General features: G+C 59.4%; 19 protein-coding genes and 1 pseudogene. 13 read left to right on the top strand and 7 right to left on the bottom strand.

Going from position 1 to position 25,633, the window contains the following annotated elements; all coding sequences use genetic code 11:
- Positions 1 to 2: 2 nt before the first annotated feature.
- From HMPREF3143_RS18400 to HMPREF3143_RS18385, 4 genes are all read right to left on the bottom strand, one after another.
- Complete coding sequence (locus tag HMPREF3143_RS18400; RefSeq protein ID WP_070533986.1) at positions 3 to 1,385, bottom strand: MFS transporter; 1,383 nt, start codon at positions 1,383 to 1,385, stop codon at positions 3 to 5.
- 226 nt (positions 1,386 to 1,611) lie between these two features.
- Entirely contained in the window at positions 1,612 to 3,579 is a 1,968-nt protein-coding gene (yagF, locus tag HMPREF3143_RS18395; RefSeq protein WP_070533983.1) for a xylonate dehydratase YagF, read from the bottom strand.
- A 14-nt stretch (positions 3,580 to 3,593) separates the two neighbouring features.
- Positions 3,594 to 4,502, bottom strand: coding sequence for a 2-keto-3-deoxygluconate aldolase (yagE, locus tag HMPREF3143_RS18390; RefSeq protein WP_070533978.1), 909 nt, complete (start codon positions 4,500 to 4,502; stop codon positions 3,594 to 3,596).
- A 223-nt stretch (positions 4,503 to 4,725) separates the two neighbouring features.
- Positions 4,726 to 5,178, bottom strand: a complete 453-nt coding sequence (locus HMPREF3143_RS18385) for a YhcH/YjgK/YiaL family protein (protein ID WP_039265386.1) — start codon at positions 5,176 to 5,178, stop codon at positions 4,726 to 4,728.
- A gap of 675 nt (positions 5,179 to 5,853) precedes the next feature.
- Here HMPREF3143_RS18385 and arcA point away from each other — a divergent pair.
- The 5 genes from arcA to HMPREF3143_RS18360 all read left to right on the top strand — a co-directional run bounded on the left by arcA (position 5,854) and on the right by HMPREF3143_RS18360 (position 11,038).
- Positions 5,854 to 7,074 carry an arginine deiminase gene (gene arcA / locus HMPREF3143_RS18380; protein ID WP_070533975.1) on the top strand — a complete coding sequence of 407 codons (1,221 nt, stop codon included), beginning with the start codon at positions 5,854 to 5,856 and terminating at the stop codon, positions 7,072 to 7,074.
- Between the two features lie 10 nt (positions 7,075 to 7,084).
- A complete protein-coding gene (gene arcC, locus HMPREF3143_RS18375; protein ID WP_023293410.1) occupies positions 7,085 to 7,996 on the top strand; it encodes a carbamate kinase in 912 nt (303 codons plus the stop codon).
- Positions 7,997 to 8,022: 26 nt separating this feature from the next.
- Positions 8,023 to 9,027, top strand: coding sequence for an ornithine carbamoyltransferase (argF, locus tag HMPREF3143_RS18370; protein WP_008501386.1), 1,005 nt, complete (start codon positions 8,023 to 8,025; stop codon positions 9,025 to 9,027).
- Positions 9,028 to 9,074: 47 nt separating this feature from the next.
- Positions 9,075 to 10,478: a YfcC family protein gene (locus tag HMPREF3143_RS18365; RefSeq protein ID WP_008501387.1), complete on the top strand. Its 1,404-nt coding sequence runs from the start codon at positions 9,075 to 9,077 to the stop codon at positions 10,476 to 10,478.
- 80 nt (positions 10,479 to 10,558) lie between these two features.
- A complete protein-coding gene (locus HMPREF3143_RS18360) occupies positions 10,559 to 11,038 on the top strand; it encodes an arginine repressor (protein ID WP_025912003.1) in 480 nt (159 codons plus the stop codon).
- Between the two features lie 3 nt (positions 11,039 to 11,041).
- Here HMPREF3143_RS18360 and HMPREF3143_RS25805 read toward each other — a convergent pair.
- Positions 11,042 to 11,159: pseudogene (locus HMPREF3143_RS25805) on the bottom strand (hypothetical protein).
- On the opposite strand from HMPREF3143_RS25805, the gene HMPREF3143_RS25135 reads away from it, so the two are divergent.
- The 4 genes from HMPREF3143_RS25135 to ridA all read left to right on the top strand — a co-directional run bounded on the left by HMPREF3143_RS25135 (position 11,139) and on the right by ridA (position 13,144).
- Complete coding sequence (locus HMPREF3143_RS25135) at positions 11,139 to 11,243, top strand: pyrBI operon leader peptide (RefSeq protein ID WP_022646880.1); 105 nt, start codon at positions 11,139 to 11,141, stop codon at positions 11,241 to 11,243. The pseudogene HMPREF3143_RS25805 and the gene HMPREF3143_RS25135 overlap by 21 nt on opposite strands.
- A 34-nt stretch (positions 11,244 to 11,277) precedes the next feature.
- A complete protein-coding gene (gene pyrB, locus HMPREF3143_RS18355) occupies positions 11,278 to 12,210 on the top strand; it encodes an aspartate carbamoyltransferase (protein ID WP_023326589.1) in 933 nt (310 codons plus the stop codon).
- A gap of 12 nt (positions 12,211 to 12,222) precedes the next feature.
- A complete protein-coding gene (pyrI, locus tag HMPREF3143_RS18350) occupies positions 12,223 to 12,684 on the top strand; it encodes an aspartate carbamoyltransferase regulatory subunit (RefSeq protein ID WP_008501390.1) in 462 nt (153 codons plus the stop codon).
- Between the two features lie 73 nt (positions 12,685 to 12,757).
- Positions 12,758 to 13,144, top strand: coding sequence for a 2-iminobutanoate/2-iminopropanoate deaminase (gene ridA, locus HMPREF3143_RS18345; RefSeq protein ID WP_008501391.1), 387 nt, complete (start codon positions 12,758 to 12,760; stop codon positions 13,142 to 13,144).
- Positions 13,145 to 13,195: 51 nt separating this feature from the next.
- Here ridA and HMPREF3143_RS18340 read toward each other — a convergent pair whose 3' ends face one another.
- Entirely contained in the window at positions 13,196 to 15,580 is a 2,385-nt protein-coding gene (locus HMPREF3143_RS18340; protein ID WP_070533970.1) for a beta-N-acetylhexosaminidase, read from the bottom strand.
- Positions 15,581 to 15,779: 199 nt separating this feature from the next.
- Positions 15,780 to 18,488, bottom strand: coding sequence for a magnesium-translocating P-type ATPase (gene mgtA / locus HMPREF3143_RS18335; protein ID WP_070533965.1), 2,709 nt, complete (start codon positions 18,486 to 18,488; stop codon positions 15,780 to 15,782).
- 391 nt (positions 18,489 to 18,879) lie between these two features.
- Between mgtA and treR the strand changes: the two genes are divergently transcribed.
- From treR to nrdD, 4 genes are all read left to right on the top strand, one after another.
- Entirely contained in the window at positions 18,880 to 19,827 is a 948-nt protein-coding gene (gene treR, locus HMPREF3143_RS18330; protein WP_021240675.1) for a trehalose operon repressor TreR, read from the top strand.
- Between the two features lie 129 nt (positions 19,828 to 19,956).
- The gene (gene treB, locus HMPREF3143_RS18325) at positions 19,957 to 21,375 is read left to right on the top strand and encodes a PTS trehalose transporter subunit IIBC (RefSeq protein ID WP_070534080.1); all 1,419 of its coding nucleotides are present in this window, start codon (positions 19,957 to 19,959) and stop codon (positions 21,373 to 21,375) included.
- 51 nt (positions 21,376 to 21,426) lie between these two features.
- The gene (gene treC, locus HMPREF3143_RS18320) at positions 21,427 to 23,070 is read left to right on the top strand and encodes an alpha,alpha-phosphotrehalase (RefSeq protein WP_070533962.1); all 1,644 of its coding nucleotides are present in this window, start codon (positions 21,427 to 21,429) and stop codon (positions 23,068 to 23,070) included.
- Positions 23,071 to 23,445: 375 nt separating this feature from the next.
- A complete protein-coding gene (gene nrdD, locus HMPREF3143_RS18315; protein ID WP_070533959.1) occupies positions 23,446 to 25,584 on the top strand; it encodes an anaerobic ribonucleoside-triphosphate reductase in 2,139 nt (712 codons plus the stop codon).
- Positions 25,585 to 25,633 lie beyond the last annotated feature (49 nt).

Below are 25,633 nucleotides of genomic sequence, written 5' to 3'. Positions count from 1 at the left end.
GGTTAATGGGATGCGGCTGTCGCGGCGTCGGGAACGGCCTCGCCCTGCGCCGCGCGGTGCTTGATCAGCTGCTGGCTGATGGCCTCCACGCGGGCGTCGGTGAGCTTGTAGAACGACAGCATGATGAACATGCCCGCGTAGAGCACCACCGGCACCACGCAGAACAGGATTTTGATGGTGGTCAGCACCTCGACCGGCTGCACGCTGCTGCTGGCGGAGTAGTTCACGTACGCCAGGATCCAGCCCACCACCGCCCCGCCAATCGCCAGGCCAATCTTCAGGCTGAACAGGTAGGTGGAGAACACCAGCCCGTCGAGGCGGCGCCCGCTGCGGCTCTCCTCGTAGTCCACCACGTCAGAGGCCATCAGCCACTGCAGCGGCGTGGTGGTGTTAAAGACGAACAGGAACAGGATGTTGAGGGCGAAAATCAGGGCAATATGCTCCGCCGGGGTGACGAAAATCAGCAGGCTGATCAGCGAGTAGGCGACGATGATCCACTTGAAGGCGGTGACGCGATCGAAGCGGCCCAGCAGACGAGACGAGCAGAGCGAGCCAAACATGGTGGCGAGGCTGCCGTAGAGTAAAAACTGGGTCGCCATCTCCGGGTGATCCATCACGTATTTGACGAAGTAGAGCGTCGCCCCGCCGCGCACCACGTTGGAACAGGTCGCCATCATCTTGAACGCGCACATGATCCGCCACTGGCCGTTGCCGAGCAGCAGCCTGAGATCTTTCGCCACCGACGAGCCCGGCTGCACCTCAAAGGTGTAGCGCTCTTTGGTGGTAAAGAAGCAGACGTAGAGCAGCACCACGCCGGTCAGCCCCAGCACGCACATGGCGCCGAAATAGCCCACCTGCTCATCCCCCTTGCCGATGATGCTCACCAGCGGCAGGGCAATGCCGCTGATGGCGAGCGATCCCGCCGCCGCCAGGAAGAAACGCCACGACTGCAGGGCGTGACGCTCTTTCGGGTCGGCGGTAATGACGCCCGGCATGGCACAGTACGGCACGTTAACGAAGGTGTAGACCAGGGTCAGGAGAATGTAGGTCACGCAGGCGTAGATGATTTTGCCCTGCGCGGAGAAGTCCGGCGTGTAGAAGGTAAGCACGCAGACGATGCCAAACGGGATGGCGCCCCACCGCAGGAACGGGCGGAACTGGCCGTGCCGCGTGCGGGTGCGGTCGACCAGCAGCCCCATCAGCGGGTCGGTCACGGCGTCGAGCACGCGGGAGATTAAAAACAGCGTCCCCATAATGCCCGCCGACAGGCCGAAGACGTCGGTGTAGAAGTAGGCCAGCAGGAACATGGTAGCCTGCCAGACGAAGCCGCAGGCGGTGTCACCCAGCCCGTAGCCAATTTTGTCTTTCATGGTTAATTGCGTCATCAGAATTACACCCTTATGTAGTGTGCTGAATTACAACATCGTGTTAATGGAGTGTAATGAGCTGTTCAATTAACCAGCAATGGTCATATCTTATTTCCGAATTACGTTATTTTGCTTTTGTGACGCCAACGATATATCGCAACTTATTGTTTAAATTGATAAAATAAAGACACGCAAAAACCGCCCGCGAAATATTTCCCTCAGACGGTTTTATCTAATGAAATAATTAAATGCCGAGCGCTTTTTTACCGGCTTTAATTACCTCGATAATTTTATCGGTGTCATAAATACAGCCTTTCCAGGTGCCGCCGCTGACGGACTGTAATGCTGCCCACAGCCGGGTATCGTCCGGCAAAAAGTCGTGGGCGTGCAGGTCCGGGTGCGTCTGCCGCATTGCCAGCTCGCGTGCCCCCTCCTCCGGCGTCAGCGGGTTATCCGCGGTGCCGATAAAGTTCACGCTGCCCGTTAATGTCAGTCGGTCGACGGCTATCTCGATGATGTCGTTATCGCGCAGCTTGCCAATCGGCCCGCCCGCCAGCGCCTCCGGCGACACGTGGCCGAAGCAGGCGCCCGTCGACACGCCCGAGAAGCGCGCATCGGTGATGAGCGACACCGTCTTGCCCCACGAGATATGCTTCAGCGCGGAGGTAAGCTGGTAGGTCTCTTCCATGCCGGTGCCGGACGGCCCGCCGCCGATCACCACCATGATATCGCCCTGCTTGATCTCTTCCCGCTTGATGGCCTTGATCGCCTGCGCTTCCGAGACAAACACCCGCGCCCGGCCGGTGTGGCGGTAAACGCCATCTTCACCGACGACCGACGGGTCGATCGCCGTGGCCTTGATCACCGAGCCTTCCGGCGCGATGTTGCCCGTCGGGAAGCAAACCGTTGAGGTCAGCCCTTTCGCTTTTGCCTTCTCCGGCGGCAGGATCACGTCATCCGGATCCACGCCATCCTGCTCGCGCAGGCACTGGCGGAAGCGTGCCCGGCGCTCGGATGCCTGCCACCAGTCGAGGTTTTCGCCCACCGTCTGGCCGGTCACGGTCATGGCGTCCAGATGCAGCAGGCCAAGATCGCGCAGGTGAAGCATCACCTCCGGCACGCCGCCCGCGAGGAACGCGCGCACGGTCGGGTGATAGTCCGGGCCGTTGGGCAGCACGCTGACCAGGCGCGGCACCTTACGGTTGACGCGCGTCCAGTGCTCTACGTCCGGGATCGTGCAGCCCGCCGCGTGGGCGATGGCCGGAATGTGCAGCAGTAAATTCGTCGAGCCGCCGAACGCCGCGTGGATCACCATGGCGTTTTCGATGGCTTTATCGGTGAGGATATCGCGCGTGGTGATGCCGCGGTTATCCAGCTCGCTCACCGCCCGCGCCGACTGGCGGGCGATCTCCAGCCACACCGCCTGCCCGGACGGCGCCAGCGCGGAGTGCGGCAGCGCCAGACCCAGCGCTTCGGCCACCACCTGCGAGGTGCCCGCCGTGCCGAGGAACTGACACCCGCCGCCCGGCGAGGCGCAGGCGCGACAGCCCAGCTCGGCGGCCTCCTGCAGGGAGAGTTCGTGGTTGGCAAAGCGCGCGCCGATGGTCTGCACCTTGCCCGCGTCTTCCCCCACGGTTGGCGGCAGCGTCGCCCCGCCCGGCACCAGAATGGTCGGCAGGTCGTGCATCGCGGCCAGGGCAATCATGGTGGCGGGCAGCCCTTTATCACAGGTGGCGACGCCAATCACCGCCCGGCGCGTCGGGAGGGAACGGATCAGGCGGCGAAACACGATCGCCGCGTCGTTACGGTACGGCAGGGAGTCGAACATGCCGTGCGTGCCCTGAGAGCGCCCGTCGCACGGATCGCTGACGAAGGCCGCAAACGGGATCCCGCCGTTGCGGGTGATCTCTTTCGCCGCCGCCTGCATCTGCATGCCGATTTCCCAGTGGCCGGTGTGGTAGCCCAGCGCAACCGGGCGTCCGTCCCCGGCGCGAATGCCGCCCTGGGTGCCGATAATCAGCACCTCTTTGCCGGTCAGCTTGTTGGCATCCCAGCCCATTCCGGCGTTCTGCGTCATGCCGAACAGGTTGCCGCTGGGGGATTCCATCAGCATCTGCGGGGTCAGCGGCAGCGCGCCCTGCGGCCCCGCCGCGTGGGTGATGACGGCATAAAACGCCTCGTCCTGCGGGGTGAAAATTTTCTCGATGGTCATGGTTATCGTCCGGCTCAGCAGAGCTTGAGCTGTTGCAGCAGGGTTTTCAGCTGCGCCTTACGCGGCTCGTCCAGCGCAGAGGCGGGCGGCAGCACGTGCGTGGAAATCGGGCGGCCGCAGAGCACAATCGCCTCTTTAATAACGTTCACAAACGGCGTATCCAGCTGATACATCTGCGGAATTTGCAGCAGGGTCTGATGATACTCAGCCGCCTTCGCCACGTCTTTATCCCGCCAGGCTTTCAGCAGATTCACCGACACCTGCGGGGCAAAGTTGCCGCTGGCCGAAATCGTCCCGTCGCCGCCGAGCAGCAGGGTATTAAAGAGATGATCGTCGTAGCCGCACAGCACGGTGAAGTGCGGATGGGCACCTTTAACGGTGTGGATCATGCTGCGCAGGTGGGCGACGGAGTCGATGGTGTCTTTGATGCCGACGATGTTGCTGCGCGAATCGGCCAGGGTTTTCACCAGCGCCGGGGTCAGATCCTGCCCGGTCAGCGCCGGGAAGTTATAGAGCATCACCGGCAGCGTGACGCTGTCCGCCACCTGCTCGAAATAGCGGATCAGGTTCGCTTCCGACACTTTCCAGTAGTAAGGGTTGATCACCACGATGCCGTCCGCCCCCGCCTGCTGCGCGTGCTGGCTGAGCGCAATGGTTTCCCGGGCGTTGGTGCCGCCGGTGCCGATCAGGACCGGCACGCGACGATCGACATGATCGATCGCAAATTGGGCAATGGTTTTACGCTCTTCGGCGCCGAGCTGGGAGAACTCGCCGCCGCTGCCCAGGAAGAACAGGCCGTCAACGCCTGCTTTGATGAGATCGTCGATCAGCGCGGCGGTGCCCTGCTTATCGAGTTGGCCATCGGCAGTAAAAATGGTGGAGACAGGGGGAATGATTCCCGTAAACAACGCGGACTGCGGCATGAGATCTCCTTGCTGAATCATTTTGTTCTACATTATAGAACAGCGTTCATTAATTTAACGATCATACTATGACGCAGAAAAAGGAGAGGTAAATGGGAAGGGAAGAAGGAGTGCGGGAAATTTAAGCTGGATCACAAATTGGAAGGGGCGGCCTGATGCCCTCACCCTAACCCTCTCCCACAGGGAGAGGGAACTTTTACACCCTCTCCCCTTGGGAGAGGGGTTACTCTACAAGCATCTTCACCACCACTTTCCTGACCTTAGCAGGTGCCCCCACCGCGCACAGCGGCTTGTGCACCTCACCCGGCCAGAACACCACAAAATCCCCTTCGCTCAACACGACGGTTTTCTCCTGCTCGCCTTCCGGCAGGAACGCGATGTCTTTGTCCGCCAGCCAGTCGGTGTCCGGCGTGCCGGGCGGCAGGGTGCTGAATGTCATCCCTTCCTGTCCCTTCATCACGATCTGAATATCCAGATAGCGCGCGTGGTACTCGGCGCGACGCTCGGCGAACGGCTGGGTTGTATCTTCAGAGACCAGATAAAACAGACTGTTGCCGTTGACGTCGTGCTTGCCGAGCGGCGTCGCGTCGGTGACGTGAGATTTAACGTGCTCAATGGCCTGACGCAGATCCTCAGGCAGCCAGGACTGCAGATGGTGGATGTTGCCGATAATCATCAGAATACCCTCAATATAAAACAACGTTTCATTTTTATCTTTTATACGAGAATCCCGACTGCCATACCAGCGCTTTTTAGACGGGTTTTGCGCGAACGCATGTTTATCGGGAATGGTGTTAATTTGCTGTTAAGCCCTCGCAGGCATTTATGCAGTCATTATGCATATCTTCAGTTCTTCGTTATCACGGCCTTGCGCTAACTTACTGATCGTCATGCCTTAACAACAAAACTCGCTACAGCTTCACATTTTATCACTTTGATAATTTGCTATTAAATTCAATAAATATTTATTGATTTTCCTTAAGCCAAAAATAGTTAATTAGCAATATTGCATAGCCATTCCCTTCCGCTTTTAAAAACAATTAAAATCAATGGCTTAACAAAATATTTCAAAGCATGAAATTCTACAAAACACTAACAACTGCAAATAATGACAACGGATAGTGCTTAGCTATTCACCTCGCCAGAATAGCCAATTAATCATTATGTGATGCGAATCATGCTAATGAAAACAAACCGCATAATATCCATTTTCGCGTGAGCAACATCACAATACGGATTATTTAACTGCCTAGTATGAACCACGAAATCAATTGAGCTTAGCCGCCATGCAATTAAATAGATGACATGGCGCATGCCCTTTTTATTCTGAAAAACAGTTAAAGGAATAATTATGGAAAAGCATTACGTCGGTTCTGAAATTGGTCAATTGCGTAGCGTTATGCTGCACCGCCCAAATTTAAGTCTGAAACGCTTAACGCCATCAAACTGTCAGGAGCTGCTATTTGATGACGTGCTCTCGGTTGAGCGGGCGGGTGAGGAGCATGACATCTTCGCCAACACGCTGCGCGAGCAGGGGGTGGAAGTCCTGCTGCTGACCGACCTGCTGACACAAACCCTTGATATCGCTGAGGCGAAAGCCTGGCTGCTGGAGACGCAAATCTCTGACTACCGCCTCGGCCCAACCTTTGCTGGCGACGTGCGCGGCTGGCTGGCGGATATGCCGCACCGGGAACTGGCGCGCAGATTAAGCGGCGGATTAACCTACGGTGAAATTCCGGCAGCCATTAAAAATATGGTGGTGGATACCCACACGGCGAATGATTTTATTATGAAGCCACTGCCGAACCATTTATTTACCCGCGATACCTCCTGCTGGATCTATAACGGCGTCTCTATTAACCCAATGGCCAAACCAGCGCGTCAGCGTGAAACCAATAACCTGCGGGCAATATATCGCTGGCACCCGGCGTTCGCCGACGGCGGTTTTATTAAGTATTTCGGCGACGAGAATATTAATTACGACCACGCCACCTTAGAAGGCGGCGACGTATTAGTCATTGGCCGCGGTGCGGTATTGATCGGCATGTCCGAGCGCACGACGCCGCAGGGCGTGGAGTTCCTCGCCAACAGCCTGTTCAAACACCGTCAGGCCGAGCGCGTCATCGCCGTTGAGCTGCCAAAACACCGCTCCTGCATGCACCTCGACACCGTCATGACCCACATCGACGTGGACACTTTCTCCGTCTACCCGGAAGTGGTGCGTAAAGACGCCCAGTGCTGGACGCTCACCCCGGACGGCCGCGGCGGCCTGCTGCGCACGCAGGAAACCGACCTGCTGCACGCCATCGAGAAAGCGCTCGGCATTAACCAGGTACGTCTGATCACCACCGGCGGCGACGCCTTTGAGGCCGAACGCGAGCAGTGGAACGACGCCAATAACGTCCTGACCATCCGCCCCGGCGTGGTGATCGGCTACGAGCGCAACGTCTGGACCAACGAGAAGTACGACAAAGCGGGTATCACCGTACTGCCCATCCCGGGCGACGAACTCGGACGCGGCCGCGGCGGCGCGCGCTGCATGAGCTGCCCGCTGGAACGCGACGGAATTTAAAGGAGCCATCATGGAACGAAAACCCACTCTGGTTGTGGCCCTGGGCGGCAACGCGCTGCTCAAGCGCGGCGAGCCGCTGGAAGCGGAGATCCAGCGCCAGAACATCGAGCAGGCCGCCCGCACCATCGCCGGCTTAACGGCGCAGTGGCGCGTGGTGCTGGTGCACGGCAACGGGCCGCAGGTCGGGCTGCTGGCGCTGCAGAACAGCGCCTACGACAAAGTCACGCCCTACCCGCTGGACGTTCTTGGCGCCGAAAGCCAGGGAATGATCGGCTACATGCTCCAGCAGGCGCTGAAAAACAGCCTGCCGCAGCGGGAGGTGAGCGTTCTGCTCACCCAGGTAGAAGTGGACGCCGCCGACCCGGCCTTCAGCAACCCGACCAAATACATCGGCCCGGTGTACAGCGAAGCCCAGGCAAAAACGCTGGCCGCGGAGAAAGGCTGGGTGTTTAAGGCCGACGGCAGCTACGTCCGCCGCGTGGTGCCGTCTCCGCAGCCGAAGCGCATCGTCGAGAGCGACGCCATCACGGCGCTGATCCAGCGCGACCATCTGGTGATCTGCAACGGCGGCGGCGGGGTGCCGGTGGTGGAACAGGCCAACGGCTATCGCGGGATCGAGGCGGTAATCGATAAAGACCTCTCCGCCGCCCTGCTGGCGCGCCAGATCGAGGCCGACGCCCTGCTGATCCTGACCGACGCCGACGCGGTGTACCTCGACTGGGGCAAACCGACCCAGCGTCCGCTGGCGCAGGTAACGCCGGAGCTGCTCAGGGGCATGCAGTTCGACGCCGGATCGATGGGGCCGAAGGTGGCCGCCTGCCGCGAGTTCGTTGAAGCCTGCAATGGGATAGCCGGGATCGGCGCGCTGGCCGACGGCGCGGAGATCCTCGCGGGCGAGAAAGGCACGTTGATTCGTAACTGAACACTCATTTTAAAAAGGATTTACCCATGACCATCAACCTGAAAAACCGCAACTTCCTCAAACTGCTGGACTATACCCCGGCGGAGATCCAGTACCTGATCGACCTCGCCATTGAGCTCAAGGCCGCCAAAAAAGCCGGGCGCGAGAAGCAAACCCTGGTCGGGAAAAACATCGCCCTGATCTTTGAAAAAACCTCCACCCGCACCCGCTGCGCCTTCGAAGTGGGCGCGTTCGACCAGGGCGCGCAGGTCACCTATCTCGGCCCAAGCGGCTCGCAGATCGGTCACAAAGAGTCGATGAAAGACACCGCCCGCGTGCTGGGCCGCATGTACGACGGCATCGAATACCGCGGCTACGGCCAGGCCATCGTCGAAGAGCTGGGCGAGTACGCGGGCGTGCCGGTATGGAACGGCCTGACCGACGAGTTCCACCCAACGCAAATTCTCGCCGACCTGATGACCATGCTGGAGCACTCCCCGGGCAAAACCCTGCCGGAGCTGAGCTTTGCCTATCTCGGCGACGCGCGAAACAACATGGGCAACTCCCTGATGGTCGGTGCGGCCAAGATGGGGATGGATATCCGCCTCGTTGCGCCGAAATCCTTCTGGCCGGAGGCAGGCCTGGTTGAGCAGTGCCGCGCCATTGCGAAAGAGACGGGCGCGCGCATCACCCTCACCGACGACGTGGAAGAAGGCGTGCAGGGGACCGATTTCCTCTACACCGACGTGTGGGTCTCCATGGGCGAGCCGAAGGAAGCCTGGGCCGAGCGCGTCAGCCTGATGAAGCCGTATCAGATTAACGCCCAGGTGATGAAGGCCACCGGCAACCCGAACGTCAAGTTCATGCACTGCCTGCCCGCGTTCCACAACGAGCACACGAAGGTGGGCCGCGAGATCGAGATGGCGTACGGGCTGAAGGGGCTGGAGGTGACGGAAGAGGTCTTCGAATCACCGAACTCCATCGTCTTCGACGAAGCAGAGAACCGCATGCACACCATTAAAGCGGTCATGGTGGCGACACTCGGCGACTAATCATCGCCCGGCGCGCCGCGGGGTGCGCCGGGTTTCAGGAGAACATCATGGGCAAGTTCAAGTTTCCCTCCGCTTACACCATTCTCTTTTTTCTGATTGCCGTCGTGGCCGTGCTGACGTGGATTGTCCCGGCCGGGCAGTACCATATGGCAATGAACGAGGCGCTCGGCAAAGACGTCCCCGTTGCAGGCACCTACGCGCATGTCGCGGCGCATCCGCAGGGGCTGGTTTCGGTGCTGATGGCGCCGATTGCCGGGCTGTACGATCCGGAATCCGGCCAGGCCGGGGCGATCGACGTGGCGCTGTTTATTCTGATCATCGGGGGATTCCTCGGGATCGTCACCAAAACCGGGGCGATTGACGCCGGGATCGAGCGTGTGACCACCCGACTGCGCGGACGCGAGGAGTGGATGATCCCGATCCTGATGGCGCTATTTGCCGCAGGCGGCACGATTTACGGTATGGCCGAAGAGTCGCTGCCCTTCTATACCTTACTGGTGCCGGTGATGCTGGCCGCGCGGTTCGATCCGGTTGTCGCCGCCTCTACCGTGCTGCTCGGGGCGGGGATCGGCACCCTCGGCTCCACCATTAACCCGTTTGCCACGGTGATCGCCGCCAACGCCGCCGGGATCCCCTTCACCAACGGCATCGCCCTGCGCGTGGCGCTGCTGGTCATCGGCTGGATCATCTGCGTGGCGTGGGTGATGCGCTACGCCCGCAAGGTGCGTAAGGATCCCTCGCAGTCCATCGTTGCAGACAAGCAGGAGGAGAACCTCGCCCATTTCCTCGGCAACAAGGGCGAACAGTCCCTGGAATTCACCCCGGTGCGCAAAATCATCCTGGTGATTTTCGCTCTGGCCTTCGCGGTGATGATTTACGGCGTGGCGGTGCTGGGCTGGTGGATGGCGGAGATTTCAGCGGTATTTCTCGCCAGCGCGATCATCGTCGGCCTGATTGCCCGCATGAGCGAAGAGGAGCTGACGTCGACGTTTATCAACGGCGCGCGAGATTTGCTGGGCGTCGCGCTGATTATCGGCATCGCGCGCGGTATCGTAGTCATCATGGATAAGGGCATGATTACCCACACCATTTTGCACAGCGCGGAAGGGCTGGTCAGCGGGTTGTCCACGGTAGCGTTTATCAACGTGATGTACTGGCTGGAAGTCGTGCTGTCGTTTCTTGTGCCTTCTTCATCCGGCCTGGCCGTTCTGACGATGCCGATCATGGCGCCGCTTGCTGATTTCGCTAACGTCAACCGCGACCTGGTGGTTACGGCTTACCAGTCGGCCTCCGGCATCGTTAACCTCGTCACGCCGACCTCTGCGGTGGTCATGGGCGGGCTGGCTATCGCCCGGGTACCTTACGTGCGCTACCTGAAATGGGTGGCGCCGCTGCTGGCGATCCTGACGGTGGTGATTATGGTGGCGTTAAGTCTGGGGGCGTTGTTGTAATTTGCCGGATGGCGCTGCGCTTATCCGGCCTACGGATCGGTGCGGTGTCACCGGTTATTTCGGGAACTGATATGGGAAACATGATGGATTACGAAGAGTACTCTCCCAAAGAACAGCTGCAGCTCACGGTGTGCCAGCGTTTGATCGCCGAAAAGAGTTACCTTTCGCAGGAAGAGATTCGCCGCGACCTGCAGGAGAGAGGGTTTGACAGCATCAGCCAGTCGACCGTTTCGCGATTGCTGAAGTTGCTCGGAGTCATAAAAATTCGAAATGCCAAAGGGCTAAAGATTTATTCGTTGAATCCTCAACTGCGCCCTGCCCCCGACGCCGCGCGTACCGTTTCGGAAATGGTGGTCAGCGTTGAGCATAATAGCGAGTTTATCCTTGTCCATACCGTCGCCGGATATGGCCGCGCGGTGGCGCGTATTCTGGATTATCACCAGCTTCCGGAAATTTTAGGCGTGGTGGCCGGCAGCAGTATTGTCTGGGTCGCCCCCCGAGTGGTGAAGCGCACTGCGCTGGTGCATAAGCAAATTAATTATTTACTCAGAACGCATTAATATTCACAAAGAACCGTTTGCATTGAGTAAAGCGTGCATTAAATCGCTTGATCCGAAAAGCGAGCTGCGTATAATGCCCGACAATTTGCCGGGAGGAAGCATGGTCAAGCGTGTACGACATAACGTCTTACCGCGTCTGAAATCAGACGCTGGCCTGCCGTTTTTCTTCCCGTTGCTAAACCTATTCCCAGAGCCCCTCATTTGAGGGGCTTTTTTTTGCCCGGCGTCAGGAGATAAACATGAATCCGCTTTATCAAAAACACATCATTTCCATAAACGACCTCAGCCGCGAAGAGCTGGAACTGGTTCTGGAAACCGCGGCAAAACTGAAGGCCAATCCGCAACCGGAGCTGCTGAAGCACAAGGTGATTGCGAGCTGCTTCTTTGAAGCCTCGACCCGCACCCGCCTCTCCTTTGAGACCTCCATGCACCGCCTGGGCGCGAGCGTGGTGGGCTTCTCTGACAGCAGCAACACGTCGCTGGGTAAAAAAGGCGAGACCCTGGCGGATACCATTTCAGTGATCAGCACCTACGTCGACGCGATTGTGATGCGTCACCCGCAGGAGGGCGCGGCGCGCCTGGCGACCGAGTTCTCCGGCGGCATTCCGGTGCTGAACGCCGGTGACGGTGCCAACCAGCACCCAACGCAGACGCTGCTGGATCTGTTCACCATTCAGGAGACCCAAGGCACGCTTGAGAACCTGAACATCGCCATGGTTGGCGACCTGAAGTATGGCCGCACCGTCCACTCCCTGACCCAGGCGCTGGCGAAATTTAACGGCAACCGCTTCTACTTCATTGCCCCGGAGGCGCTGGCGATGCCGCAGTACATTCTCGACATGCTGGACGAGAAAGGCATTGCGTGGAGCCTGCATGCCAGCATCGAAGAGGTGATGAGCCACGTGGATATTCTGTACATGACCCGCGTGCAGAAAGAGCGTCTGGACCCGTCCGAATACGCCAACGTGAAGGCGCAGTTCGTGCTGCGCGCCAGCGACCTGGAAGGCGCGCGCGACAACATGAAGGTGCTGCATCCGCTGCCGCGCATCGATGAGATCACCACAGACGTGGATAAAACGCCGCACGCCTGGTACTTCCAGCAGGCCGGGAACGGCATCTTCGCCCGCCAGGCGTTACTGGCACTGGTTCTGAATCGCGAATTAGCTCTGTAAGGGGAGACGACCATGACACACGATAACAAACTCCAGGTTGAAGCCATCAAGCGTGGCACCGTGATTGACCATATCCCTGCGCAGGTGGGCTTTAAGCTGCTGACGCTGTTCAAACTGACCGAAACTGACCAGCGCATCACCATCGGCCTGAACCTGCCGTCGGGCGAGATGGGCCGCAAAGACCTGATCAAAATCGAGAACACCTTCCTGACCGACGAGCAGGTTAACCAGCTGTCGCTGTACGCGCCGGACGCCACCGTCAACCGCATCGACGAGTACGAAGTGGTCGGCAAATCACGCCCGAGCCTGCCAGAACGTATCGAAAGCGTGCTGGTCTGCCCGAACAGCAACTGCATCAGCCACGCCGAGCCGGTTTCCTCCAGTTTCGCAGTGAAAAAGCGCGCGAATGACATCGCTCTCAAATGCAAATACTGCGAAAAAGAGTTTTCTCATTATGTGGTGCTGGCCAACTAATTGAGGTTGGTAATGAAATCCCGGCTGTTATAATGGCCGGGAACATTCTTAACGCTGTAATTCTGGAGAAAACATGAGCAAAGTACTCGCGACGGAAAATGCACCAGCCGCTATCGGCCCTTACGTTCAGGGCGTTGATCTGGGCAGCATGATCATCACTTCAGGTCAGATCCCCGTAAACCCAAAAACCGGCGCGGTGCCGGAAGATGTCGCGGCGCAGGCGCGTCAGTCGCTGGAAAACGTGCAGGCTATCGTGGAATCTGCCGGCCTGAAAGTGGGTGATATCGTGAAAACCACCGTGTTCGTGAAGGATCTGAACGATTTCGCGACCGTTAACGCCACCTACGAAGCGTTCTTCACCGAGCATAACGCCACCTTCCCGGCGCGCTCCTGCGTGGAAGTGGCGCGTCTGCCAAAAGACGTGAAAATTGAAATCGAAGCGATTGCCGTTCGTCGCTAATTCGCTTTGGCGATGAAAAAAGGCAGCCCAGGCTGCCTTTTTTGTTGCTTGCTACTGATTCCGCGTGGCGCGCAGCAGCGTCTCCAGCGGGTACACCGCCGCAATCACCACTTCGTCCTGCACCTTCGCCGCGTTATCCAGCTCGCTCTGAATCGAGGCGATCTCTTTGTCATCCAGCGTGCCCTGACGCGCCACCAGGTCGGTGAGCCGCAGGCCAATCGAGGCCAGCTTATCCACCTCCTGGATCACCGGCTTCATCGCCTTCAGCTGATAGCTGTTTTCGCTTAAGGCCAGCGCGTCGCTGGTGTTGCTCTGCCAGCGGTTAAAGACGTGGCGCAAGGCGTCGGCGCTTTCCGTGTCTTCCGCATCGCTCACCAGACGGTCCGCCCATTTGTGCATCTGGCGCACGGTGGTGCTTTCGGCGTTCAGCGCATCCGCAAAGCGGTTGAGCGGCTCGAACTGATGGTAGTTTCCGGCCCGGAACTTCAGGTGCTGGCGGGTGTAATACTGAGCCGGTTCAATCGCCTGCGCGAGGACCTGCAGCGGCAGGGTGTCGGCATTACCGGCGAGGCGCGTGAACTGCACCTGCTGCTGGGTATGCTGCTGCAGCCCGACCGACACCGTCGACCAGCTGTCCATCGCCTGCAGGCGGGTGTACATGTTGTCGACGTCGTTGACGTCCTGCGCGGACCAGAGCCGCTCCGCCACCGCAAACGTACGTGGCCACAGGCGAATATCCAGCACCGGCGCCACCACGTTTTCCGCCCACAGCGCCGCTTCGCCGCCGAGCAGGTTGGACTGGTTCGCCACGTCCGGCACGACGGGCGGAACGCCTTTCGGCACGTCGTCCAGACGCGTGCCGCTAATCGGGTAGCGCGTATTCCCGACGAGGAAATAACCGGAGAGTTTGTCGTTATCAACGGTGACAACCGGGCGCGTTTCGCCCATCCAGGTATCGACGGTGAAGGTCACCTGATTGTCATCCCGCCATTCAATATCCTGCACCGCGCGGCGGGATTTCCCGGCAAAATCAATAACCCCGCGCCAGCCGGCATCCCCTTTCACCAGCGTGAAGCTCCCCTCCACCGGCTTGCCCTTCAGGCGCGGCATGGAGAAGGCCCAGCTCTGGGCGCTGTCGGTGTCCGCTATCACATCCACGCCGTTTAACCCCTGCGGGACAATCTCGTTGCGGTAGTGATAGGCGGTGGACTGGGGCTGGTCGAGATAAAAGCCGGTCGACAGAATGCCCCTGTAGCCGTTCTGCGCCACCTGCCCCAGCGCGTCCTGGCCCTGCCAGGACTGGATCAGAATGCTTTTCGGCAGATCGGGATGGTAGATCTCATCCCAGCCGACCATCTGGCGGTGATGCTTCTCGAGGATCGTTTCCAGCTTGCGGTTGAAATAGGCCTGCAGCGCGTGGCTGTCCGCCAGCCTGTTGTCGCGCATAAACTGCTGGATGGCCGGATTCGCTTTCCACTGGCTGTCGTCCACCTCGTCGCCGCCGATATGCAGATACGGATCGGGGAAGATCGCCGCCAGTTCGCTGACCATCGCGTCGGCAAAAGCGTAAGTTGCGTCTTTTGTCGGATCCAGCACCGGCTTCAGCACGCCCCAGTGGCGTTCCATGGCGTACGGTCCCGGCGCGCTCATTAGCTCCGGGTAGGCCACGGCAATCGCCGAGGCGTGGCCCGGCATGTCGATCTCCGGCACCACGCGAATGCCGCGCTCGGCGGCGTAACGCACCACCTCGCGCATCTGCTCAGGCGTGTAGAACAGCCCGTCGCTGGCAAGCTGCGTCAGCTTAGGGTAGCGCTTCGAGCTGAAGCGCCAGCCCTGGTCGTCGGTCAAATGCCAGTGCAGCACGTTGAGCTTCGCCGCAGCCATGCCGTCGATCTGGCGTTTGATATCCGGCAGCGGGAGAAAGTGACGTGCCGAATCGAGCAGCAGCCCGCGCCAGGGGAAACGCGGCGAATCTTCAATGGTCACCCACGGCAGAGAGGTATTTTCCGCCCCGTTCTGCATCAGCTGGAGCAGGGTTTCCATGGCGCGCAAGGCACCGAAACGGGTGTTGGCAGAGATGTTCACGCCGTTGGCATCCACCGTGAGCTTATAGCTTTCGTCGCTGTCCGGCAGCGGCTGCGGCTTCACCTTTTTAGCGATGGCGATGCGGATAGTTGGTTTGTCTGGCTTTTCAGCCTGAGGCTGCAGCGTCCAGCCGGTTTGCAGGGCGATGCGCTGGCGCAGTCGGTTGACGGCGTCACCGAGATCGTCCCCGCTGACGCTTACAGAAACGTTGTTGCTAAGCACCAGTGCGCCCTGGGTCGTCGGGCGTTCGACCTTCGCAGGCCAGGGCATTAAGGGGAGATCCCCTGCCGGGGCGGCAAAGGCAGAGGCGCCGAGCATCAGCCCGGCGGTTAAGAGACTGTACCGTAACATGAATGTTCCTTATCTGACGGGCCAAATAAAGGCAAAACATTCTGTTAACATGCGCTCATTTTGTCGGCAAGCGAATGCGCCGACGGAGATCACAGGTTGTTGAATTTGGGAGGAAAGCTATTGCCGGGTGGCGGCTTCGCCTTACCCGGCCTACGTTTGGATCGTAGGCCCGGTAAGCGCAGCGCCACCGGGCTTGCCGTTACTGCCAGCCATACCGACGCGCATAGAACCCTTTCACCATCTGGGTCAGCACCATATAACCGGCGAGGATCGCCACCAGCCACGGGAAGTAGCTCAGCGGCAGCGCCTGCAGCTGCAGGTAGCTTGCCAGCGGTGAGAACGGCAGCGCGATGCCGAGCGCCATCACAATGCCCGTCATCATAATCAGCGGCCACGCGGCGCGGCTCTGGATGAACGGAATGCGGCGGGTGCGGATCATATGCACAATCAGCGTCTGCGACAGCAGCCCCACCACGAACCAGCCGGACTGGAACAGCGTCTGATGTTCCGGGGTGTTGGCATGGAACACAAACCACATCAGGCAGAAGGTCAGGATGTCGAAGATGGAGCTGATCGGGCCAAAGAACAGCATAAAGCGCCCAAGATCTGCCGGGTTCCAGTGCTGCGGCTTCTGGATCTGCTCGTCGTCCACGTTATCAAACGGGATCGCCACCTGAGACACGTCGTACATCAGGTTCTGGATCAGCAGGTGCAGCGGCAGCATCGGCAGGAACGGCAGAAACGCGCTCGCCACCAGCACGCTGAAGACGTTACCGAAGTTGGAGCTGGCGGTCATCTTGATGTACTTGAGCATATTGGCAAAGGTACGGCGCCCTTCGATCACGCCCTCCTCCAGCACCATCAGGCTCTTTTCCAGCAGAATGATATCCGCCGCTTCGCGGGCAATATCCACCGCCCCGTCTACGGAGATACCGATATCCGCCGCACGCAGGGCGGGCGCATCGTTGATGCCGTCGCCCATGAAGCCCACCACGTGCCCTTCTCGCTTAAGCAGGGTGACGATGCGCTCTTTGTGCATCGGCGTCAGGCGGGCAAACAGCGTGGTGCGCTGGGCCAGCTTCGCCAGCTCGTCATCGGAGAGATGTTCAATATCGCTCCCGACCACCACGTCACCCGCGTCCAGCCCCACCTCGTGGCACACTTTCGCCGCCACCAGCTCGCTGTCGCCGGTGAGGATTTTCACGGTAATACCGCTCGCCTTCAGCGCTTTGAGCGCCGGTGCGGTGGTCTCTTTTGGCGGATCGAGGAAGGCGATGTAACCCTCGAGGATCAGATCGGATTCGTCAATACGCTGGTAATCCCCCTCCCGCGCGGGCAGGAACTTGCTCGCCACCGCCACCACGCGCAGCCCCTGACGGTTGAGGTTGTCGGTGACGCGCTTGATGCGGCGCAGCATGGTGTCGTCCAGCGGCACGATGTCACCGTTATAGCGCACCTGCGTCGACACGTTGAGGATCTCCTGCAGCGCCCCTTTGCAGATCAGCTGATGCACGTTCGGCTGCTCGCTCACCACCACCGACATCCGGCGGCGCTCGAAGTCGAACGGGATCTCATCCACCTTCTGCCAGCGGCCGGAGAGCGTGCGGGCGGCCTCCTCGTCCACGCCTTCCAGCACGGCGACGTCGAGCAGGTTTTTCAGCCCGGTCTGGTAATGGCTGTTCAGCCACGCGCTGTGCAGCACGCGCTCGCTGGTTTTGCCGGAGATATCGGTGTGGTTCTCCAGCACGATTTTGTCCTGCGTCAGAGTGCCGGTTTTATCGGTGCAGAGAATGTCCATCGCGCCAAAGTTCTGAATGGCATCAAGGTGTTTGACGATCACCTTTTGTTTAGAGAGCTTCACCGCCCCGCGCGCCAGCGTAGAGGTCACAATCATCGGCAGCATTTCCGGCGTTAAGCCGACCGCCACGGAGAGCGCGAACAGCGCCGCCTCCCACCAGTCGCCTTTGGTGTAGCCGTTAATCAGCAGCACGATTGGCGTCATCACCATCATAAAGCGGATCAGCAGCATGCTGACGCGGCCAATCCCTTTCTGGAAGGCATTCGGCTCGCTCTCCTGCTCGCTGACGCGCCCGGCAAGCTGACCAAACCAGGTGTTGCCCCCGGTGGCGGTGACAATCGCCTGCGCGGTGCCGCTGACGACCGTGGTCCCCATAAAGCACAGGGTGTCGCACTCGAGCGGGTTCATCTGCTGCGGGTCGCGGCTGCGCGCCACCTTCTCAACGGGCAGGGATTCGCCGGTCAGGGAAGCCTGCGCCACAAACAGATCGCGCGCCTGGATGATGCGTAAATCCGCCGGGATCATGTCCCCCGCGGCCAGCTTCACCAGATCGCCCGGCACCAGCTGGTCGATAGGCAATTCCACCCAGGCGTTTTCGCCGAGATCGTTGATCACGCGCGAGACGGTCGCAGTGTTGCTGACCATCGCCTTCAGGGCGTCCGCCGCTTTGGTGGAGCGGGCCTCCTGAATAAAGTTCAGCAGCGTGGAGATGCCCACCATCAGGGCAATCACCCCTGCGGCAAACAGATCTTCCGTCGCGTAGGAGATGAGGCCGAGCACGGTCAGCAGCAGGTTGAACGGGTTGCGGTAGCAGAGCCACAGATGCACCCACCACGTAGAGGGCTTTTGCGCCGGAATGAGGTTATCGCCATGCACGGCGCGGATTTTTTCCACTTCTGCCGCGTTCAGCCCTTCCGGGTGTCCGCCAAAGGCGCGCCAGACTTCGTTTTCATCCATCGCCGCCACGTTCAGGCAGCGTTCGGTCAGGGACGCGGGGATCGCCGCCCCCGCCATGTTTTTGGCGTTTGGCAGCGGGTCGCGCTGAACAAGACGGTGTGGCAGGTGGCGGCTCAGCAGGGCCTGCAGCTGCCGGGTGATATTTTTAAACATCGTCATTCCTCCGCATCCGCAAAGGCGGACGCAGCATTTCCTTCAGGCGTGGCAAAGCCGTACCTGAGAGGCACTCAATTTTTCAAGCAGGAACGTTTGGAACGCTGCTGCCTCACATCACCGGTGAGTCAGCAACAGGCTGGCTTACCGGAAAGAACGCATTCTCCCGTTCAGGAGAGGTGTGGGATCGGGATCCATGAAGCCTCCGGTAAGTAAAAAGTAGGGTGTCGCCGCGCAGTATAAGGATTTAAGCGTACCCTTTTTGATGATTCGGGCGGTATTATACCCCCCTGCAAATAAACCGAACGTAAACCAGATTTAGCCCATAGCGAAATCGCGCTATAGCATTAGGCTCAATTCATTACATTGTCGTTGTTACAGGGAATACAGCATGCAGAACCGCCTTACGATTAAAGACATCGCGCGTTTAAGCGGCGTGGGGAAATCGACCGTCTCACGCGTGCTGAACAACGAAAGCGGCGTCAGCGAACGCACCCGCGAGCGCGTTGAGGCGGTCATGAATCAGCACGGTTTTTCCCCTTCCCGATCCGCGCGCGCCATGCGCGGGCAGAGTGACAAAGTGGTCGCCATCATTGTCTCGCGTCTGGATTCTCTGTCTGAAAACCTCGCCGTGCAGACCATGCTGCCCGCCTTCTATGAGCAGGGATATGACCCGATCATGATGGAGAGCCAGTTCTCGCCCCAGCTGGTGGAAGAGCATCTGGGGATGCTTCAGCGGCGCAACATTGACGGCGTGGTGCTGTTCGGCTTTACCGGCATTAAAGACGAGATGCTGAAACCCTGGCAGCCGTCGCTGGTGCTGCTGGCGCGCGATGCCCACGGTTTTGCCTCCGTCTGCTATGACGACGAGGGGGCGATTATCACCCTGATGCAGCGCCTGTTTGACGAAGGCCATCGCCACATCAGCTTCCTCGGCGTACCGCACGCGGACGTTACCACCGGCAAGCGACGCCATGAGGCCTATCTGGCGTTTTGCAAAAAGCACAACCTCTCCGCCGTGGCCTCCCTGCCGGGGCTGGGCATGAAGCAGGGCTACGAGCAGGTCGCCAGCGTCCTGACGCCGCAGACCACCGCGCTGGTGTGCGCCACGGATACGCTGGCGCTGGGCGCGAGTAAATATCTGCAGGAGCAGCGTATCGACGGTCTGCAGGTGGCGAGCGTCGGCAGCACGCCGCTGATGAAGTTTTTGCACCCGGAGATCATCACCGTCGATCCGGGCTACGCTGAGTCCGGCAGACAGGCCGCCGCGCAGCTGATCGAGCAGATCAACGGGCGCGCAGAGCCGCGTCAGATCGTTATTCCTGCCCACCTTTCATAACCCCCACCAATCGGTTTATTGTGATCTTCGCCCGATTTCGGGAACGTTCCCATTTTCGCCGTCACGCTGAAGGAGTAGGCTTGCGCTCAGGTCATTACACCCCCTCACCATCTGTCATGAGGTTTCATGATGAGTAAAGTCAAACAAGCAGATATTGATCAGCTGATCGTCCTGGTCGGCGGCCGCGAAAACATCGCAACCGTCAGCCATTGCATTACCCGCCTGCGCTTCGTGCTGAACGAACCGGCCAAAGCGAACCCGAAGGCGATTGAAGAGCTTTCCATGGTAAAAGGCTGCTTCACCAACGCCGGTCAGTTCCAGGTGGTGATTGGTACCGAAGTGGGCGATTACTATCAGGCTCTGCTGGCGACCACCGGGCACAGCGCGGCGGATAAAGAGCAGGCCAAGAAGGCTGCGCGCCAGAATATGAAGTGGCACGAGCAGCTGATTTCCCACTTCGCGGAGATCTTCTTCCCGCTGCTGCCGGCGCTGATCAGCGGAGGCCTGATTTTAGGCTTCCGTAACGTCATCGGCGACGTGCCGATGAGTGACGGCAAGACCCTGGCGCAGATGTACCCGGCGCTGAAAACCGTGTACGACTTCCTGTGGCTGATTGGCGAAGCGATCTTCTTCTATCTGCCGGTCGGGATTTGCTGGTCCGCGGTGCGCAAGATGGGCGGTACGCCGATCCTCGGTATTGTTCTCGGCGTCACGCTGGTCTCTCCGCAGTTAATGAACGCTTACTTACTTGGTCAACAGGTGCCAGAGGTGTGGAACTTTGGCCTGTTTACCATCGCCAAAGTGGGCTATCAGGCGCAGGTCATTCCGGCCCTGCTGGCGGGCCTGGCGCTGGGCTTTATTGAAACCCGACTGAAACGCATCGTGCCGGATTACCTTTATCTGGTGGTGGTGCCGGTGTGCTCGCTGATTCTGGCGGTCTTCCTGGCGCATGCCTTTATCGGTCCGTTTGGCCGCATGATTGGCGACGGCGTGGCCTTCGCGGTGCGTCACCTGATGACCGGCAGCTTCGCCCCGATTGGCGCCGCGCTGTTTGGCTTCCTGTACGCCCCGCTGGTGATCACCGGCGTGCACCAGACCACGCTGGCGATTGATATGCAGATGATCCAGAGCCTCGGCGGCACGCCGGTCTGGCCGATTATCGCCCTGTCTAACATTGCTCAGGCGTCCGCGGTGACCGGCATCATTATCGTCAGCCGCAAGCACAACGAACGCGAGATCTCCGTTCCGGCGGCCATCTCCGCCTACCTCGGCGTCACCGAACCGGCAATGTACGGTATCAACCTGAAATACCGCTTCCCGATGCTCTGCGCGATGATCGGTTCCGGTCTGGCTGGCCTGGTGTGTGGACTGAACGGCGTGATGGCGAACGGGATTGGCGTCGGCGGCCTGCCGGGCATCCTCTCCATCCAGCCCGCTTACTGGCAAGTGTTTGCCCTGGCAATGGCCATCGCCATTATCGTCCCAATGGCGCTGACCACCGTGGTTTACCAGCGTAAGTTCCGTCAGGGCTCGCTGCAGATTGTTTAACTTCATCTTTCGGGGCGCAGTTGCGCCCCTTCGCATTTGCAGGAACGCATTATGAATACCCTTCCTCACTGGTGGCAGAACGGCGTCATCTACCAGATTTACCCAAAGAGCTTCCAGGACACCACCGGCAGCGGCACCGGCGATTTACGCGGCGTGACGCAGCGTCTGGACTATCTGAAAACCCTCGGCATTGACGCCATCTGGCTGACGCCGTTTTATATCTCTCCGCAGGTGGACAACGGCTACGACGTGGCGAACTACACCGCCATCGATCCGGCCTACGGCACGCTGGATGATTTCGACGAGCTGGTCGCTGAGGCGCACGCGCGCGGCATTCGCATCGTGCTGGACATGGTGTTTAACCACACCTCCACGCAGCACGCCTGGTTCCGCGAGTCGCTGAATAAAGCGAGCCCGTACCGCCAGTTCTACATCTGGCGAGACGGCACGCCGGAGCAGTTGCCCAACAACTGGCGCTCCAAGTTTGGCGGCAACGCCTGGCGCTGGCACGCGGAGAGCGAACAATATTACCTGCACCTGTTCGCGCCAGAGCAGGCGGACCTCAACTGGGAAAACCCGGCGGTGCGCGCCGAGCTGAAAAAGGTGTGCGAGTTCTGGGCCGATCGCGGCGTGGACGGCCTGCGTCTGGACGTCATTAACCTGATTTCAAAAGATCAGGATTTCCCGGACGACAACATCGGCGACGGTCGCCGCTTCTATACCGACGGGCCGCGCATTCATGAATATCTCCAGGAGATGAGCCGCGACGTCTTTACCCCGCGCAACCTGATGACGGTAGGCGAGATGTCCTCGACCTCGCTGGAGAACTGCCAGCAGTATGCTTCTCTCGACGGGCGCGAGCTGTCGATGACCTTTAACTTCCATCATCTGAAGGTGGATTACCCCGGCGGCGAAAAGTGGACGCTGGCGAAGCCGGACTTCGTGGCGCTGAAAACCCTCTTCCGCCACTGGCAGCAGGGGATGCACAACAAAGCCTGGAATGCGCTGTTCTGGTGTAACCACGATCAGCCGCGCATCGTGTCGCGCTTCGGTGACGAAGGAGAATACCGGGTTCACGCCGCGAAAATGCTCGGCATGGTGCTGCACGGGATGCAGGGCACGCCGTATATCTATCAGGGTGAAGAGCTTGGCATGACCAACCCGCACTTCAGCCGCATCACCGATTACCGCGACGTGGAAAGTCTGAACATGTTCGCCGAACTGCGCGCCAGCGGCCGCGAGCCGGATGAATTACTGGCGATTCTGGCGAGCAAGTCCCGCGACAACGGGCGAACCCCAATGCAGTGGGACGCGTCGCACAATGCGGGCTTTACCGAGGGCGAGCCGTGGATTGGGGTCTGCGATAACTACGAAACCGTGAACGCCCGCGCGGCGCTGGACGATGCGGATTCGGTGTTCTACACCTATCAGTCGCTGATTCGCCTGCGCAAAACCCTGCCGGTGCTGACGTGGGGGGATTATGAGGATCTCCTGCCGGAACACCCTTCCCTGTGGTGCTATCGCCGCCAGTGGCAGGGGCAGACGCTGATAGTGGTGGCGAACCTGAGTCATACGCCGCAGGAATGGCAGACAGAGGCTCTCAGCGATAAGTCGCAGGTGCTGATGAGTAACTACCCGGCACCGCAAACGACGTCGCTGCGTCCGTTTGAAGCCGTCTGGTGGTTGCAGCAGTAACTTTCCCTGCCGGGTGCGGCTCAGCACCCGGCTTACTTTACTGTTTTTGTTGAATAATTAATCAGATTTTTCTCGCCCGCCTTTACAATCGCTGAAGCGCCCGTCGTTTGTACTCTCGTCTTTTTACTTTGTTCTGCATCAAATAAATCGCAAACATGTTTGATGCAAATCACTATATGTAGCACTTAAAATGCACGCCGACCCAACATCTTGTATTTATCGTCTACTATTCCAACAACAAGACGGCGCTTACGCTGGCCGGAATTGTGGATAACACGAGCTGGGAACGCGGGAAGTCTTTGGCCTGGCGGGAAATGCGTCCGGTGAATACTTCTCCACCTCTGTGGATAACCTGTTTTTAAAAATGGAGTGATCATGACACCGCATGTGATGAAACGTGATGGCTGTAAAGTGCCGTTTAAATCAGAGCGCATCCAGGAAGCCATTCTGCGTGCAGCTAAAGCAGCGGGAGTCGATGACGCAGATTACTGCGCCACCGTCGCAGAAGTCGTTAGCAGCCAGATGAATGAACGCAGCCAGGTTGATATCAACGAGATCCAGACCGCGGTTGAGAACCAGCTCATGGCAGGGCCCTACAAGCAGCTGGCGCGCGCCTACATTGAGTACCGCCACGATCGAGACGTGCAGCGCGAGAAGCGCGGCCGCCTGAACCAGGAGATCCGTGGCCTGGTGGAGCAGACCAACTCTGCGCTGCTCAATGAAAACGCCAATAAAGACAGTAAAGTGATCCCCACCCAGCGCGACCTGCTGGCCGGTATCGTCGCCAAACACTATGCCCGTCAGCATCTGCTGCCGCGCGACGTGGTCTCGGCGCACGAGCGCGGCGAGATCCACTACCACGATCTCGACTATTCGCCGTTCTTCCCGATGTTTAACTGCATGCTGATCGATCTGAAAGGCATGCTGACCCACGGCTTTAAAATGGGTAACGCGGAGATTGAACCGCCTAAGTCGATCTCCACGGCTACCGCGGTCACGGCGCAGATTATCGCCCAGGTCGCCAGCCATATTTACGGCGGCACCACCATTAACCGCATTGACGAAGTGCTGGCCCCGTTCGTGACGGCGAGCTTCAACAAGCACCGTAAAACCGCCGAAGAGTGGCAGATTCCGGACGCGGACGGCTATGCGCATTCCCGTACCGAGAAAGAGTGCTACGACGCCTTCCAGTCGCTGGAATATGAGGTGAACACGCTGCACACCGCCAACGGCCAGACGCCGTTTGTAACCTTCGGCTTTGGGCTGGGCACCAGCTGGGAATCACGCCTGATCCAGCAGTCGATCCTGCGCAACCGTATTTCCGGCCTCGGCAAAAACCGTAAAACCGCCGTGTTCCCGAAACTGGTGTTCGCGATTCGCGACGGCCTGAACCACAAGTTTGGCGACCCGAACTACGACATCAAACAGCTGGCGCTGGAGTGCGCGAGCAAGCGCATGTACCCGGACATCCTGAACTACGATCAGGTCGTCAAAGTGACCGGTTCGTTTAAAACGCCAATGGGCTGCCGCAGCTTCCTCGGCGTGTACGAGGATGAAAACGGCGAGCAGATCCACGACGGGCGTAACAACCTGGGCGTGATCAGCCTCAACCTGCCGCGCATCGCGCTGGAGGCAAAAGGTAATGAAGCTGAATTCTGGAAACTGCTGGATGAGCGCCTGCAGCTGGCGCGTAAGGCGCTGATGACCCGCATTGCGCGCCTCGAAGGGGTCAAAGCCCGCGTGGCGCCGATCCTCTATATGGAAGGGGCCTGCGGCGTGCGCCTGAAGGCGGACGATGACGTGTCCGAGATCTTCAAAAACGGCCGCGCCTCGATTTCGCTGGGCTATATTGGCATTCACGAAACCATCAACGCCCTGTTTGGCGACACGCACATGTACGACAGCGAAGCCCTGCGTGAGAAAGGCATCGCCATCGTTCAGCGCCTGCGCGACGCGGTAGACCAGTGGAAAGAGGAAACCGGATACGGATTTAGCCTCTACAGCACCCCAAGCGAGAACCTGTGTGACCGCTTCTGCCGCCTGGACACCGCCGAATTCGGGATTGTGGAAGGCGTGACCGATAAAGGGTACTACACCAACAGCTTCCACCTCGATGTGGAGAAAAAGGTGAACCCGTACGACAAGATCGACTTTGAAGCACCGTATCCACCGATCGCCAGCGGCGGCTTCATCTGCTACGGCGAGTACCCAAACATTCAGCACAACCTGAAGGCGCTGGAGGACGTGTGGGACTATAGCTACCAGCACGTGCCGTATTACGGGACCAACACGCCTATCGACGAGTGTTACGAGTGCGGCTTTACCGGTGAGTTCGAGTGTACGAGCAAGGGCTTCACCTGCCCGAAATGCGGCAACCACGATGCGGCCCGCGTCTCCGTGACCCGTCGCGTATGCGGCTATCTCGGCAGCCCGGACGCCCGTCCGTTTAACGCCGGCAAACAGGAAGAAGTGAAGCGCCGCGTGAAGCATCTGGGAAATGGGCAGATCGGTTAATCCGCTGCCACATTAATGCCCGGTGGCGCTGCGCTTACCGGGCCTACGG

It is taken from the genome of Enterobacter sp. HMSC16D10, from assembly GCF_001807145.1.
Taxonomy (GTDB): Bacteria; Pseudomonadota; Gammaproteobacteria; order Enterobacterales; family Enterobacteriaceae; genus Enterobacter; species Enterobacter roggenkampii.
The sequence above is the reverse complement of the archived record's forward strand: the minus strand, read 5'-3'. Positions and strand labels throughout refer to the sequence as shown.